Consider the following 11,682-nt stretch of genomic DNA (forward strand, 5'->3'; position numbering starts at 1 on the left):
GACCATCATTAGGAGTAACAAAAAAAGTTTCTATTACTTTACCGGATGAAGTTTGGGACATGATAGAGAATAAATTCGATAATAAATCAGCATTTTTTCGTTCTTTGGTAGATAAAGAGATTTTCCAGGCTGATTTATGGAGTTCTAGAGGGGAGTAATGAATTATGGAGACTTCGGAAAAACCGGGGGCTAGTAACACCCCGGTAGTATGTACGAGTAATGTGCCTGCACAACCTGCCCCCCTCCGTATCCTTATTGATTGGTTAGGTTTTACCTTCAAGACAGATGGGACAAGGGTTTCAGAGGTTTTAGACTTCTTTGAGAATTACCTCGGTATAGAAAGAAAATGGTTTAAAGCAGGTCGAAGAAATTATGAAGGATATGCTAGTAGTTTGGTTTTTGAAAATATCAATATTTATTATCAAGGCGCGTCAAATCAAGGAATTCACGTTGATATAACTGGTCAAGGCTGTCGATATTTAGATTATATGTATGAAAAGCTGCGTGTACAGGATGAAAAATTTACGCAGAGTCATGGAAAGCTACGTGTACATAATTGGTTTGATATGTTTTCTTTACTATATAATCATGATGTAATTAAATTTACTAGATTGGATATTGCGTGTGATGATTTGTATGGATATATCGACATTATGCATGTTTTTAATAAGTGTTTAAAAGGTGAAATGACAATGAAATTTCGTTCCTGGACACCTTATGGAAAGTTTGATAGTAATGGGAAAAGTAATGGATTAACATTATATTTTGGTAGTGATGATTCAAATATTCAATGTACAATTTATGAAAAAAATAAACAATTAAAACTTGATTATCATTGGACTCGGATAGAATTAAGATTCAAGCAAAATTATGCAGAGGCAATGGTTAAACAGATTTTAAACGCAGATCATGTGGATATAGGAGTTCATTTTGCGGGTGTTTTAAAAAATTACATAACTTTTAGAGTCCCAAATGAAAAGGATTCAAATAAAAGAAGGTGGGCAGTTGCTCCTTGGTGGGATAATTTTTTAAGAGGTGTTCCGAGATTACAAATTGCTTCTGCATTGCCTGACCGTTCTATTATTAAAAGTAAAAAATGGATTGATGAACAAGTCTCAAGAACAATTGCACGTTTATTTTTTGCTTATCAAGATATCAGTGACGATTGGATGACAGAAATTTTGCAAAATGGTGCTATGAAATTAGATGAAGAAGATTTGAGGATGATAGAAGAATTTCGGAGAATTTATGGTAAAGATGCACAAAAGACATTGGCAAAAGATTTTGCATTTACACAAAAAAATGAATCTTCGTCGCATGAAGATTCATCGGATAGAGAAATATAACCCAATATTTCGTTAAATTAATTATAGTTTAAAACTAATAAAAAAACAAAGGGAATAAAAGCTAATTGAAAAAGCTATTTTATTCCCTTTTTGGTATGCTGAAATTAAAAAACGAGCAAATTAACAAGTATCAATATATGGTATTTCTGGAGGAAATTAATTAATGGGCAGGTCTCGAAAACCCTTTTTAGATAAGAGTACGAATATTTTTTTGAGATTTACTAACATTGAAATTGTGCAACTTTTGAATCAATTTAATATCGAACATAAAGTACCAGATTTGGTCTGGGATGATGAGACAATAGAAGCGTTGAAAAAGGCAATAAAAGATGATTTGTTAAAAAAATAAAAAATAACTATTGCTTTTGACCTAATTTTTTTTTAGAATGAGATAGAACAAAAAAACGACGAAGAATATATGTTCGTAAAAAAGGAGAAATAAAAATGGCTTTAGTACAGATTGAGGGCGTGTATATGAATTCAAATGTAAAGAAATCTACATTTGATGGTAATGAAAAGACTAGTATTATGATTGATGTTTATCAACCGGAATCAACTTCTAATGATAGAGCGATTCAAATAAAAGCAGATGACCTTCAATTATTAAATATTCTTCAAAAAGAATATGCAATGGGTTCAGTATTCAAATGCAGTGCCACTGTAAATGCTTATAAAAATAATGCTTATTATAAATTGGTTGAATTGAAAAAATAACATCATTCCTTTCTTAATGATTAAGTCTAGGATATGAAAATCTTAGGCTTTTAAGGTTGTGAAAAAAGTATGGAAGAACCTAGCGTTAGTGAACAATTTGGAACTGCGTTAAATGGTTTTTACAAAAACTATATTATAGATACTGTGAATGGTTCATTCCAAGTTTTTCAATCATTCACATATGGCGAAATGGTTATTTCTTTTTTGCTTGCTGCCATATTCCTTTTAATGCTTTTAAAATGGGTATTCGAGGTGGTGCGATAATGTTTAGTTACTCATTGGAAAACATGTTGAGTCAATATAGCATGATAGTTATACCATTTATTGTTTTGATTGTCGGAGCATTATTATCCAAATTTACAATAGGACGGCGGTCAAGATAATGGATATGGTGTTTTTAGATGCTTTTTACTGGCTCTTTATGAATAAAGAATTTGTAACTTTAACTACTGCAATATTTACTTTTGTTGCTATCGTCATTTCTCTCTTACTAATAATTATTAAATGGGGTGAACACTATTAGTTTTTCCCTACAAATGTCCCAAATTCTGCAATATAGCTACAATATTTTTGCTTCGGCATTACCAGTAATTTATTTGTTTATTGGGGGAGCTTTTGCGGCGTTTGTGTTGGCAAAGTTACTTGGTCTAGCGAGATAGGAGGAATTCCATGTTACATTCGGAAAATATACCCGATGTGAAATATTCACCGGATATAAAAGATTTATTCCATTTTTTCGGGATTAACTGGGATACCCTATCACCTGCATTATGGGTACTTTTTGGAGTCTTAGCAGGATTTTTCATCCTTAAGATTTTGAAGAATACCTACTTTTAAGGAGGTGAAATATATATGAACAATTTAATCCTTGGAGCAGGTATTCCGTCAATTACATTAACTTATGATTTGGCTGATGTGGCTACTGCTGTTAGTAACTGGTTCTCTGCTTACTGGTTAATCATTGCGTTTGCTGTTGCGATCCCACTCGCATTTTTAATAGCATCACGTGTAAAAGGTCTTTTCGTTTCTTAATTATTAGCTTTCATACTGACTTCTTAAAAAACAACCAATAAAAACATAGAATGGTGGATTTAGAAATATGGAAACTGGTATTCCTGCGGTCTCATTAACTTATAACTTGGCTGACGTTGCTACTGCTGTTAGTAACTGGTTCTCTGCTTACTGGTTAATCATTGCGTTTGCTGTTGCGATCCCACTCGCATTTTTAATAGCATCACGTGTAAAAGGTCTTTTCGTTTCTTAATAGAAACAAATTTATATTTTTAATAAATGGGGAAAGGGCTGGTGTCCCTTTCTCCTTTTTTCTTTGTTACTCGGTTTTATTGTATCAAAAATATTAGGTTGGTGAAAAAAGATATGCTATTTCATTGTTTACTATTATTTGCAATTACGTTGTTAATTTGTGGTTTACTCCATACCTACTATACTTTCAAAGATTCGTTAGAGGATTATTAAAGGGGCGGTTTCATGTATAAAAACATTTACCTGTTCATGGTGGCTTTAAGCATTACCTTGTTTGTAGTTGGTGTTAAACCTGCATTGGCTGAAGTTTATGTAAATGAAGGGAACGTGGTCTCTGACCCTGTTTTTGTATCTAGTGAGGATAAATATCTTACTGCCTACAATAGATTTAAAGTCACAAAGATTATTCATAGAACGTATTCAGATTCTACTTATTCAAAAATGAACGGAGAATGGGTTATAAACATTGAATCACCTTATGATGTTACTGGAAGGCAATTCTGGACATGCAATTCATATTTTGAGGATATTTATTTTGATTCGTCTGGTAATCAGTTAGGGATGTTAAGATTTCATGCTACTGAAATTGTTAATCCAAAATGTAATTCTAGTGTAACCACTAATGAGAATGATTCGTCTTCTCCAGAAGCTTGTGCCAATCAGGTTTGTAAGTGTATTCAAGAATTAAATAAAACGGCTGAAAAAATAAATGACTCTGTTAATTCCAATGGTGAAAAATTGGATGCGGTGAACGGCAGCATAAAAGAAAACGGCGGAAAATTAGATGCAATCAAAGGAGTTATGGATAGTATAGATAATTCATTGATCACTGATAAAAATATTATGGAGACTGATGATGCTTTACCTTCTGTGCCTGATTTGTCTGTTCCTGATGTTGACGGCTTGCCTGATGATAATAATGCGTTTGAAGATAAAGAAAAGCATTTTGAAGATGCAGGGGATGCTCCAGAAAAGCCCGGGTCTATGCCTGATGCTCCGGAAGTTGCCGAGTGTTGGGATAAGTCCGGTCTTAGTGCTTGTAAAGAGGAAGACGGAAAAGCTGAAAGTGAGTTAGAAAAAGATAAAGAACAAACTAAGGAGGAAGAAAAAAAGAAAGATGAAGAACAAACGAAAGATGAAGAAAAAAAGAAAGATGAAGAACAAACGAAAGATGAAGAACAAACGAAAGATGAAGAACAAAAGAAAGATGAAGAACAAAAGAAAGACGATGAAAAAACGAAAGATGAAATGCATCAAGATTTAGAAATGGAGAAAGACAAGGATTTGGAAAAGGATAGAGAACAATCCAAAGATGATAATCTTTCACGCGATCCAATTATCGGTTCAGATGAATTTCATCAAGATGAACAAATGCAACAAGATAATTTTAATAGGGATGATGTGTTGTCCAAAGATTCATACAGTCAAGACGGTCAAATGAATCAAACACATTGGTACAACAAAACGGAAAATTAATAGAGGTGTTTTGATGAAAAAATTTGTTCCGATATTTTTGATTCTTATAATGTCGATTTTTATATTTTTGCCTGTATATGGTGTTTCTGCGGCAACTGTTAAGCCTAGTAGTATGTTTACTACTACTGATTTTGTTTTAGATGGTACACCCTTGCCATATACTGCTGGTCTTTCTGATGGTAATACAACTAAGGTTCAATATACTTTAGGGGCAATTTCCGATACGACAAACGATTCTGTTGTTATGGTTTTTGATGAAACAATAAAACTGAATAAACTTAATGTTGGTTTTCTTTCTACGGTCGATTTGAAATTAACTGCGTATGATGCAAATAAACAATCACTTGGTTCTGTGAAGTTTGTTACTACTGGAATTAAAAGTGCGATTGAGAGTTGGAAAGGTAAGGATATTAAATTTTTATATTTAGAAAATCTTTCGTCTTCTAGTGCATCTGTTACCGAATTTCTTATTGATTCAGTTTCTATAGCCCATCCTGAAATTTCTAATGTTTTGTCTACTGTGACGGATAAGTCTTTTTCTATGACTTGGAATACTCCTAAAGATAATCCGAATTTTATTCAAACTAACATTTATAAAAATGGTACAAAGATTGCGAATGTGGCGAAAGAAATAGATGTTTGGAAAGACGATGATGTTTTGCCTAATACTTCTTATACCTATAAATTAACGGCTGTGTATGATGATGGTTTTGAAACAAGTGGTGTGAATATTACCGATATTACTAGTGCTGAGCCACCTGATCCAAGTAAAATTCCTCCTAGTAATGTTACGGATTTGGCTGTTTCCAATATTACTGATACTTCTTTAGAACTTGGATGGCTGAATCCTGATGATGATGATTTGGACAAAATCAATATTTATAAGAATGGTACTTTGTTAGAAAGTATTCCTGTTAATAGTATGTATAAAGTCATTGGTTTAACCCCGAATACTTCTTATACCTTTTCTGTTTCTGCGGTTGATACTGATGGAAATGAAGGCACTAAACAAACTACTACGGCTACAACTTTAGATGGGAAAGATAATGTTGCTCCAGATGCTCCAAAAGGGTTGACGGTTGAAGCAGGAAATAAAGTTTTGTATTTGAAATGGAATAAGAATTTAGAGGACGATTTGCTTGGATATAACGTTTTTGTTAATGGGGTTAAGCAAAATACAATTCCTATAAAAAATACTTTTTTTACTATAGCCGATTTAAGTAATGGTACTGATTATAACGTAAGTATTAGTGCGGTTGATACATCTTCCAATGAGAGTCCAAGGACTACGGAAAAACAGGGTATTCCGAATGAGGATGGCATGCCGTTACTGTCTACGGATTACGATTTAATAGATGTTGCGAAAGGTGTAGAAAACTGGTTTTCTTCTTTCTGGTTAATCATTGCCTTTGCTATTGCAATTCCATTAAGTTTCTATATTGCTTCACGTATTAAGTTGATGTTTTTAGAATAACATTCGTGTTTCGTGTGAAAAAGTGTTCCTGCAGCTGTGCATCCTGAGCGAAATTTTCGCATGAAACACGAAATATATTTGAAGAAATAATGTAAATATGCGGTTTTATTATTGGAGGGAATATGCTGTTATGATTCAACCAGTTTCTTTAAATGAACTAGGGAATTTTTTAAATTTAATTATTCATGGTTTTGATGATTATATATTTATCACGTTTACTTTAATGATTGTTTTTTCTATTGCAATGTTTATGAAAACTTTAGTTTCTGGTTCACGTTGATATGTTTTTTAATTTTCTGTTTGGTGTAGCAATGAATGTTTCATTTGCGGATAAAATTGTTGATGGTTTCAATGCGATCTTTAAATTTTTCGGGAAGATTTTTGGCGGTTTATTTAAATTGCTGTCTAGTGGTTTTCAAATTCTGATTGATTTACTGGCGAAGCCTTTGAAATATTTACTTTATTTTTTTGAAGGTATTTTTTATTTTTTTGAAAAGTGTCTTCAAGTAGTAATTATGGTAGTGAAAGTTTTTGTTGCTACTTTTCAATTTATGGGTTCGCTCATAATGGGGGTATTTCGGACGATAAAATCATGGTTGTCAGTAGATATTCATGGAAGTTCAAAGTTTGTCAGTGCATCCAATGAGGGCTTTAAAACGGTTATTGATTTATTACAACCTACTGGACTATTAACGATTGTGCCAATGGTTGCGACTGCTTTTTTGTGGTTTTACTTTGTAATAAAAATGATTGGTTTGTTTGGTGGTTCTGTTCATATTCAACCTTTTGGGCCGTCCAATAATGGCGGTGGTGACAAATTATGAAAAGTTTAATTGATACTGTATTTAAACCTCTTTTAACTTGGTTAAACTTAGTTTATACTAATATAAGTGAGTTAAAAGTCCCGGTTTCTCGTCCTTTAGACATTTCTTTGTATCTAGGTCCATTTGCATATCTTGGACCCTATTGGATAGCTTTTATAGGGACGGTTTGCTTGTTAGCCTTTATTTATGTAGTTACCTTTATAATTATTGCTCAGCAGGGTGTCATTATAAAATTTAAAGATACCGTTAAATGGTGGTGAAATTGTGAAATTCTTTTCTCTTATTATTAGTACTTTTAAGTGGACTATTTTATTTTCTCTGATTCTTGGAATAGCTGTTCTTCCTTTGTGGGCGATTAATTTTTTCATTTCGAGTGATTCTATTAAACCTTATCTTTCATTATTCTATTGTGTTTTTCTTTTGGTTTTGATTGTGCGCAGTGCGATTGATTTGATGATTGAAGAATAAAAAATAAACTCACTTTTAAATGGTGGTGACATTTTGAAAAATAATCAAGTTAAACAATTTATGGAGACCAATAAACAAATGCAGACTTTTTTTACTTATTTACAAAGTCAGTATGATTTTAAAAAAGAAGAATCGGAAATTATAGATAATGCTAAAAAACATCTGGACAATATGAATCTAATCTTTTTGAAGATAAAAAAATGAGTTATTTTGAAATTTTGTTCAGGTTGTTCCTTGCATGCTCTAGTTTTTCGATTACTATATTTATATTTTTGTATCTTCCATTAAAAAGGAGTTTTAAAAAATGAGTGTCTTTCAAACGTTTTTTGAAATTGGTGCTAGTCTTTCGATTGCTATATTTATATTTTTGTATCTTCCATTACATTTCATGTTTTTACGTAAGTTTAAATAAAAAGGAGTTTTTAAATTATGGCTAGACCAAAACAAAACAAAGAGTATAAAAATTATAGTGTTTCTATTGTTGATGGAGATACCTTGGTTACTTATCCAGTATTAGATATGGTGAATGATGACTTGGAGTATATTGATGGATTTTTGCCAGTTTCCGAAGCAAAAAAATTCTTTGACTTTTCTACTGGTGGTTTGCATTTTATGTATAACCTTGATTTACCTTCTAAAGTTGAAGCCGAAAAATTGAAATCATTGAGACGTTCTGTTGCGATCAAAAATATTTTTTCGTTTGATAAAGATAAAGGTTTTGATTTCATGGCTTTCTTACCTTGGTTAATTATTATGCTGTTAATATTTTTTAAATAAGGAGTAGATAAAAGATGGATGATTCTTATAAAAAAGCTACGGTTAATGTTCAAGATTTGATTAGTCAAGATATGTTTGAAAAGAAGGATTCCGGCGGAAATGACATGCTGGAAGTCCTACAATTTACAAAAGAAAATGGTGTTCCACTTACTGAAGATCAAGTAAAAGCATGGTTTCTTTTAAATGAAAATGGTTTAGAAGATATAGCGTTGTTTGCAAATGCTGTTCGTCCTCAAATGACCCCGATGAAAAAGATATTTGATATGGTAAATAAAATAACTATGGCTGATAGAATTCGAGGAACAGCTAAGTTGGATAAAATATTAAAGGCTTCAGTTTCAAACCCTAACCAGTCCATGCCTAGTGCCAATGATGTACAAGCTAAGGCATTGAAAGAGAAGGATTTACATTAATGAGTAACTTGGTTATGTTTGATGGAAGAATGGGGTCAGGTAAGACTGTTGGAATGTCTATAAAGGCCTTGTTGTATCAAAAGCAAACAGGTTGCACTGTTTTTTCTAACTATGGATTAAAAGGTAGTTTACCATTTACGAAATTTGAAGATTTTAAAACAGTGGCAGTTCAACCCTCTAGTATCATTTGTTTAGATGAATCTCACATGGATTTGTCCAATCGTGATTTTAATTTGAACAGCGTTAAATTTTTTGTGAATATGGTTTTCTTCTTGCGAAAAATGAGATGTACTTTAATGATGACCTCGCCACTTTTTGAGAATATTGATTCCAAAGTTAGGGCGGTAACAAATTTTTATGTTCACGTTTCAAAAAGCAATGGATATTTAAACTATTATTATTATGATGTTGAACAGGCAAGTTTTTTGCGACAAGAACCGATTGTCTTTGGAAAAAGTAGCAAAGATAGGAGAAGAAATTTTTGATACTTATGAAATGGTAACTCCTTTAGATTATCCGAAGAGTAGACCAGAATTTGAATTGATAATGGGCGAAGTAAAGCAATTAAATAAAGCTTATATGGAACAGATTAGAAATGAAAATGCAGTGGTTAGTTAGCAAGCCAGTGAACCTGAAGGGGTCACTGGCTTTTCTTCTAAACGTGTCGATTTAAAAAAATGATATGGAGATAAAATGGTTATCTTTATTTTTTATAAAGGAAAGAAAATAAAAGAAGGAATAAAAAAAGGAACTTCATTAAATGAAATCCCTTTTTAATATTATTAACGAAGTAATTGAAGAACTCCTTGTGGTGCCTGATTTGCTTGTGCGAGCATAGCCTGTGAAGCCTGTGCCAAGATAGAATTTTTAGTTTGCTCCATCATTGTTTTAGCCATATCTGTATCACGAATACGAGATTCAGCAGCCGTTAGATTTTCGGACGATGTGCTTAAGTTGTTGATTGTATGTTCTAAACGGTTTTGGAAAGCACCCATTTTAGAACGTGATTTAGAAACCGAAGCAATTGCATTCTCTATACCTGTAATCGCGGCTTGTGAAGTAGCTTTGTCTGTGAGGGCTAAACCAGAGATATCAACTTCATCTTCACCTAACTTAGCAGTAGTTTGAGATTTCCAATCAATAGTGATTTTTTCAGTGGCATTTGCTCCGACTTGAATATCTAATGATTGGTCAGTTTTTAAGACAGCTTTTTTGTTAAATTGAGTTTCATTTGCTATACGGTCAATTTCAGATTTTAATTGTTGGAATTCATCATCCAAATTCCCTTGGTCTTCGGCTGTATTTGTATCATTTGAAGATTGGACAGATAGTTCTCGCATACGTTGCAGAATGTCATGAGTTTCATTTAGTGCGCCTTCTGCCGTCTGGATCAATGAGATACCATCTTGAGCATTACGGGATGCTTGGTCTAATCCTCGAATTTGTCCACGCATTTTTTCGGATATGGCAAGTCCAGCTGCGTCGTCTCCTGCCCGATTGATTCGCATACCTGATGCAAGTTTCTCCATTGATTTAGATTGTGCGTTTGTTGCTTGTGATAACTGATTGTGCGTGTTTAATGCGGCGATATTGTGATTGATAATCATTTGTGTTACCTCCATGTTTTGTTTTGCTGTCTACATCCTTGTAGACAATCTATCAATAACCCGTTATTCGGGATTATTGCCAAGTAGTTCTTCTCGTACAATTTTTAAATCTTTAGGTGCGTCAATTTTAAGGCGAAGCATATTATCATCTTTTAAAACCACAGTGATTTTAATATCGTTACCTATGTATACAGATTCGCCTGGTTGTCTTCCAATGACTAAAGCCATATTAATCATCCTCCTTGATGTGTTAGGCTTTATATCGTCTATCTATCGTGGAAATTTAACTGTTTCATAAAAAATCTTAGTAAGTTTTTAATTTGGTTAATCTTTGTTAAACTGTTTTTATTATTTAAAGGGAGGTATTCGACATGCCTAAAGATAAAGATAAACCTACTATTTTAGGGTTTAAGCCATCGGATGAAGATTGGAGCAAGGCTAGTGAATTGGTGGATTTTTTTCAAAAACAAACTACTCTTGGTACGATACATGTTTCTGGTATTTTGAGAACTGCGTTGGATGAAATGTATAAAAAATATATTGATCCAGAGAAAAGGAAAAGGTGATAAGTAATGGATTTAAACAAGAATGTAGACGGCTTTAGAATGGTTCCTGAGTCGTTGTCGAATGGTTTGTTATATGGTGCCATTATATTGATGGTTATTGCCGTATGTTGGTATGTCTATGAACGTATGTGAAGGTGTGGGTTGCTCATTGAGTTGCTCTTTAATTTGCTTCCTATGGTTGAAAGAGCCTTTTAATAATGCCGAGGTTAAATAAATTTCCGGTTGACTCTTAAATTGTTGTCAAGTATAAATGTCCGACCGAAGGGAGTTTATGCCTTGGCAAATTTCCTCAACTTATGATATTTCATTCATCCTATATGACCTTCAAAAAACTCGTTTTTTGGAGTGCCTACCGCAGGGGAAAGAAAAAAAGGTTTAGATTTTGATTTTTTATTTTATGTTCTGAATAAATCATGGTGGAGAGGTGGAAACACTTGAAAGAAAATATGAAAAAAGAGTTGAAAGAAGCATTAGTCTTAATAAAAGACATCCTTGCTATGCTTGGATTTCTAACAGCATGCTATTTGTTTTATGTATCAGTGATATTGGATAAATAATGTTATTTTTATTTTAAAAAGTAGAAAATATGCTTTAAGTAACTTTTATTCAAAAACTAGTAAATTTTTCTTGCACTTTAAGTAACTTAAATGTATACTTTAAGTAACCTAAATTCATATTTTAAGTAACTTAAATAAGGAGTTGGTAGTTTTGTCTATAAATAAAAGGGAATTAGTAGCCGAAAATAAGATGGGTA

19 protein-coding genes are annotated in these 11,682 nt (G+C 32.7%); 17 read left to right on the plus strand and 2 right to left on the minus strand.

Annotated elements, in window-relative coordinates; translation table 11 throughout:
* Positions 1-164 precede the first annotated feature (164 nt).
* The 15 genes from ABC374_RS27125 to ABC374_RS27195 all read left to right on the plus strand — a co-directional run bounded on the left by ABC374_RS27125 (position 165) and on the right by ABC374_RS27195 (position 9,240).
* On the plus strand, positions 165-1,346 hold the full coding sequence (locus ABC374_RS27125; RefSeq protein ID WP_413020482.1) for a replication initiation factor domain-containing protein: 1,182 nt from the start codon (positions 165-167) through the stop codon (positions 1,344-1,346).
* 163 nt (positions 1,347-1,509) lie between these two features.
* Entirely contained in the window at positions 1,510-1,695 is a 186-nt protein-coding gene (locus tag ABC374_RS27130; RefSeq protein WP_413020484.1) for a hypothetical protein, read from the plus strand.
* A gap of 95 nt (positions 1,696-1,790) precedes the next feature.
* On the plus strand, positions 1,791-2,060 hold the full coding sequence (locus ABC374_RS27135; protein ID WP_413020485.1) for a hypothetical protein: 270 nt from the start codon (positions 1,791-1,793) through the stop codon (positions 2,058-2,060).
* 669 nt (positions 2,061-2,729) lie between these two features.
* A complete protein-coding gene (locus tag ABC374_RS27140) occupies positions 2,730-2,897 on the plus strand; it encodes a hypothetical protein (protein WP_413020486.1) in 168 nt (55 codons plus the stop codon).
* Positions 2,898-2,912: 15 nt separating this feature from the next.
* Positions 2,913-3,092, plus strand: coding sequence for a hypothetical protein (locus tag ABC374_RS27145; RefSeq protein WP_413020487.1), 180 nt, complete (start codon positions 2,913-2,915; stop codon positions 3,090-3,092).
* Positions 3,093-3,159: 67 nt separating this feature from the next.
* Complete coding sequence (locus tag ABC374_RS27150; protein ID WP_413020488.1) at positions 3,160-3,324, plus strand: hypothetical protein; 165 nt, start codon at positions 3,160-3,162, stop codon at positions 3,322-3,324.
* 224 nt (positions 3,325-3,548) lie between these two features.
* Positions 3,549-4,799 carry a hypothetical protein gene (locus ABC374_RS27155; protein ID WP_413020489.1) on the plus strand — a complete coding sequence of 417 codons (1,251 nt, stop codon included), beginning with the start codon at positions 3,549-3,551 and terminating at the stop codon, positions 4,797-4,799.
* A gap of 13 nt (positions 4,800-4,812) precedes the next feature.
* Positions 4,813-6,273, plus strand: coding sequence for a fibronectin type III domain-containing protein (locus ABC374_RS27160; RefSeq protein ID WP_413020490.1), 1,461 nt, complete (start codon positions 4,813-4,815; stop codon positions 6,271-6,273).
* A gap of 130 nt (positions 6,274-6,403) precedes the next feature.
* Positions 6,404-6,553, plus strand: coding sequence for a hypothetical protein (locus ABC374_RS27165; RefSeq protein ID WP_413020491.1), 150 nt, complete (start codon positions 6,404-6,406; stop codon positions 6,551-6,553).
* Between the two features lie 31 nt (positions 6,554-6,584).
* The gene (locus ABC374_RS27170; RefSeq protein ID WP_413020492.1) at positions 6,585-7,097 is read left to right on the plus strand and encodes a hypothetical protein; all 513 of its coding nucleotides are present in this window, start codon (positions 6,585-6,587) and stop codon (positions 7,095-7,097) included.
* A complete protein-coding gene (locus tag ABC374_RS27175) occupies positions 7,094-7,357 on the plus strand; it encodes a hypothetical protein (protein ID WP_413020493.1) in 264 nt (87 codons plus the stop codon). Before ABC374_RS27170 ends, ABC374_RS27175 begins: the two co-directional genes overlap by 4 nt.
* Before the next feature lie 241 nt (positions 7,358-7,598).
* Positions 7,599-7,769 (plus strand): hypothetical protein, encoded by a 171-nt coding sequence (locus ABC374_RS27180; RefSeq protein ID WP_413020494.1) that lies wholly within the window; start codon positions 7,599-7,601, stop codon positions 7,767-7,769.
* A 225-nt stretch (positions 7,770-7,994) separates the two neighbouring features.
* A complete protein-coding gene (locus ABC374_RS27185; protein WP_413020495.1) occupies positions 7,995-8,342 on the plus strand; it encodes a hypothetical protein in 348 nt (115 codons plus the stop codon).
* A 14-nt stretch (positions 8,343-8,356) separates the two neighbouring features.
* Positions 8,357-8,755 (plus strand): hypothetical protein, encoded by a 399-nt coding sequence (locus ABC374_RS27190; protein ID WP_413020496.1) that lies wholly within the window; start codon positions 8,357-8,359, stop codon positions 8,753-8,755.
* Positions 8,755-9,240, plus strand: a complete 486-nt coding sequence (locus ABC374_RS27195) for a hypothetical protein (protein ID WP_413020497.1) — start codon at positions 8,755-8,757, stop codon at positions 9,238-9,240. The genes ABC374_RS27190 and ABC374_RS27195 overlap by 1 nt, the downstream gene beginning before the upstream one ends.
* A 297-nt stretch (positions 9,241-9,537) precedes the next feature.
* On the opposite strand, the gene ABC374_RS27200 is transcribed toward ABC374_RS27195, so the two are convergent.
* On the minus strand, positions 9,538-10,362 hold the full coding sequence (locus tag ABC374_RS27200) for a flagellin N-terminal helical domain-containing protein (RefSeq protein ID WP_252279108.1): 825 nt from the start codon (positions 10,360-10,362) through the stop codon (positions 9,538-9,540).
* Positions 10,363-10,425: 63 nt separating this feature from the next.
* Complete coding sequence (locus tag ABC374_RS27205; RefSeq protein ID WP_413020498.1) at positions 10,426-10,590, minus strand: carbon storage regulator; 165 nt, start codon at positions 10,588-10,590, stop codon at positions 10,426-10,428.
* 143 nt (positions 10,591-10,733) lie between these two features.
* On the opposite strand from ABC374_RS27205, the gene ABC374_RS27210 reads away from it, so the two are divergent.
* Both ABC374_RS27210 and ABC374_RS27215 read left to right on the plus strand, forming a co-directional pair.
* Positions 10,734-10,928, plus strand: a complete 195-nt coding sequence (locus ABC374_RS27210; protein ID WP_413020499.1) for a hypothetical protein — start codon at positions 10,734-10,736, stop codon at positions 10,926-10,928.
* 434 nt (positions 10,929-11,362) lie between these two features.
* Positions 11,363-11,485 carry a hypothetical protein gene (locus ABC374_RS27215; RefSeq protein WP_413020500.1) on the plus strand — a complete coding sequence of 41 codons (123 nt, stop codon included), beginning with the start codon at positions 11,363-11,365 and terminating at the stop codon, positions 11,483-11,485.
* The last annotated feature ends 197 nt before the right edge of the window (positions 11,486-11,682 follow it).

This window comes from Peribacillus phoenicis (genome assembly GCF_047238085.1).
GTDB lineage: Bacteria > Bacillota > Bacilli > Bacillales > DSM-1321 > Peribacillus.

What these genes read in the sequence shown, in the direction of transcription:
- ABC374_RS27125 (WP_413020482.1), top strand. Translation starts at nt 165, where the DNA reads ATGGAGACTTCGGAAAAACCGGGGGCTAGTAACACCCCGGTAGTATGT.
- ABC374_RS27130 (WP_413020484.1), top strand. Translation starts at nt 1,510, where the DNA reads ATGGGCAGGTCTCGAAAACCCTTTTTAGATAAGAGTACGAATATTTTT.
- ABC374_RS27135 (WP_413020485.1), top strand. Translation starts at nt 1,791, where the DNA reads ATGGCTTTAGTACAGATTGAGGGCGTGTATATGAATTCAAATGTAAAG.
- ABC374_RS27140 (WP_413020486.1), top strand. Translation starts at nt 2,730, where the DNA reads ATGTTACATTCGGAAAATATACCCGATGTGAAATATTCACCGGATATA.
- ABC374_RS27145 (WP_413020487.1), top strand. Translation starts at nt 2,913, where the DNA reads ATGAACAATTTAATCCTTGGAGCAGGTATTCCGTCAATTACATTAACT.
- ABC374_RS27150 (WP_413020488.1), top strand. Translation starts at nt 3,160, where the DNA reads ATGGAAACTGGTATTCCTGCGGTCTCATTAACTTATAACTTGGCTGAC.
- ABC374_RS27155 (WP_413020489.1), top strand. Translation starts at nt 3,549, where the DNA reads ATGTATAAAAACATTTACCTGTTCATGGTGGCTTTAAGCATTACCTTG.
- ABC374_RS27160 (WP_413020490.1), top strand. Translation starts at nt 4,813, where the DNA reads ATGAAAAAATTTGTTCCGATATTTTTGATTCTTATAATGTCGATTTTT.
- ABC374_RS27165 (WP_413020491.1), top strand. Translation starts at nt 6,404, where the DNA reads ATGATTCAACCAGTTTCTTTAAATGAACTAGGGAATTTTTTAAATTTA.
- ABC374_RS27170 (WP_413020492.1), top strand. Translation starts at nt 6,585, where the DNA reads ATGAATGTTTCATTTGCGGATAAAATTGTTGATGGTTTCAATGCGATC.
- ABC374_RS27175 (WP_413020493.1), top strand. Translation starts at nt 7,094, where the DNA reads ATGAAAAGTTTAATTGATACTGTATTTAAACCTCTTTTAACTTGGTTA.
- ABC374_RS27185 (WP_413020495.1), top strand. Translation starts at nt 7,995, where the DNA reads ATGGCTAGACCAAAACAAAACAAAGAGTATAAAAATTATAGTGTTTCT.
- ABC374_RS27190 (WP_413020496.1), top strand. Translation starts at nt 8,357, where the DNA reads ATGGATGATTCTTATAAAAAAGCTACGGTTAATGTTCAAGATTTGATT.
- ABC374_RS27195 (WP_413020497.1), top strand. Translation starts at nt 8,755, where the DNA reads ATGAGTAACTTGGTTATGTTTGATGGAAGAATGGGGTCAGGTAAGACT.
- ABC374_RS27200 (WP_252279108.1), bottom strand. Translation starts at nt 10,362, where the DNA reads ATGATTATCAATCACAATATCGCCGCATTAAACACGCACAATCAGTTA.
- ABC374_RS27205 (WP_413020498.1), bottom strand. Translation starts at nt 10,590, where the DNA reads ATGGCTTTAGTCATTGGAAGACAACCAGGCGAATCTGTATACATAGGT.
- ABC374_RS27210 (WP_413020499.1), top strand. Translation starts at nt 10,734, where the DNA reads ATGCCTAAAGATAAAGATAAACCTACTATTTTAGGGTTTAAGCCATCG.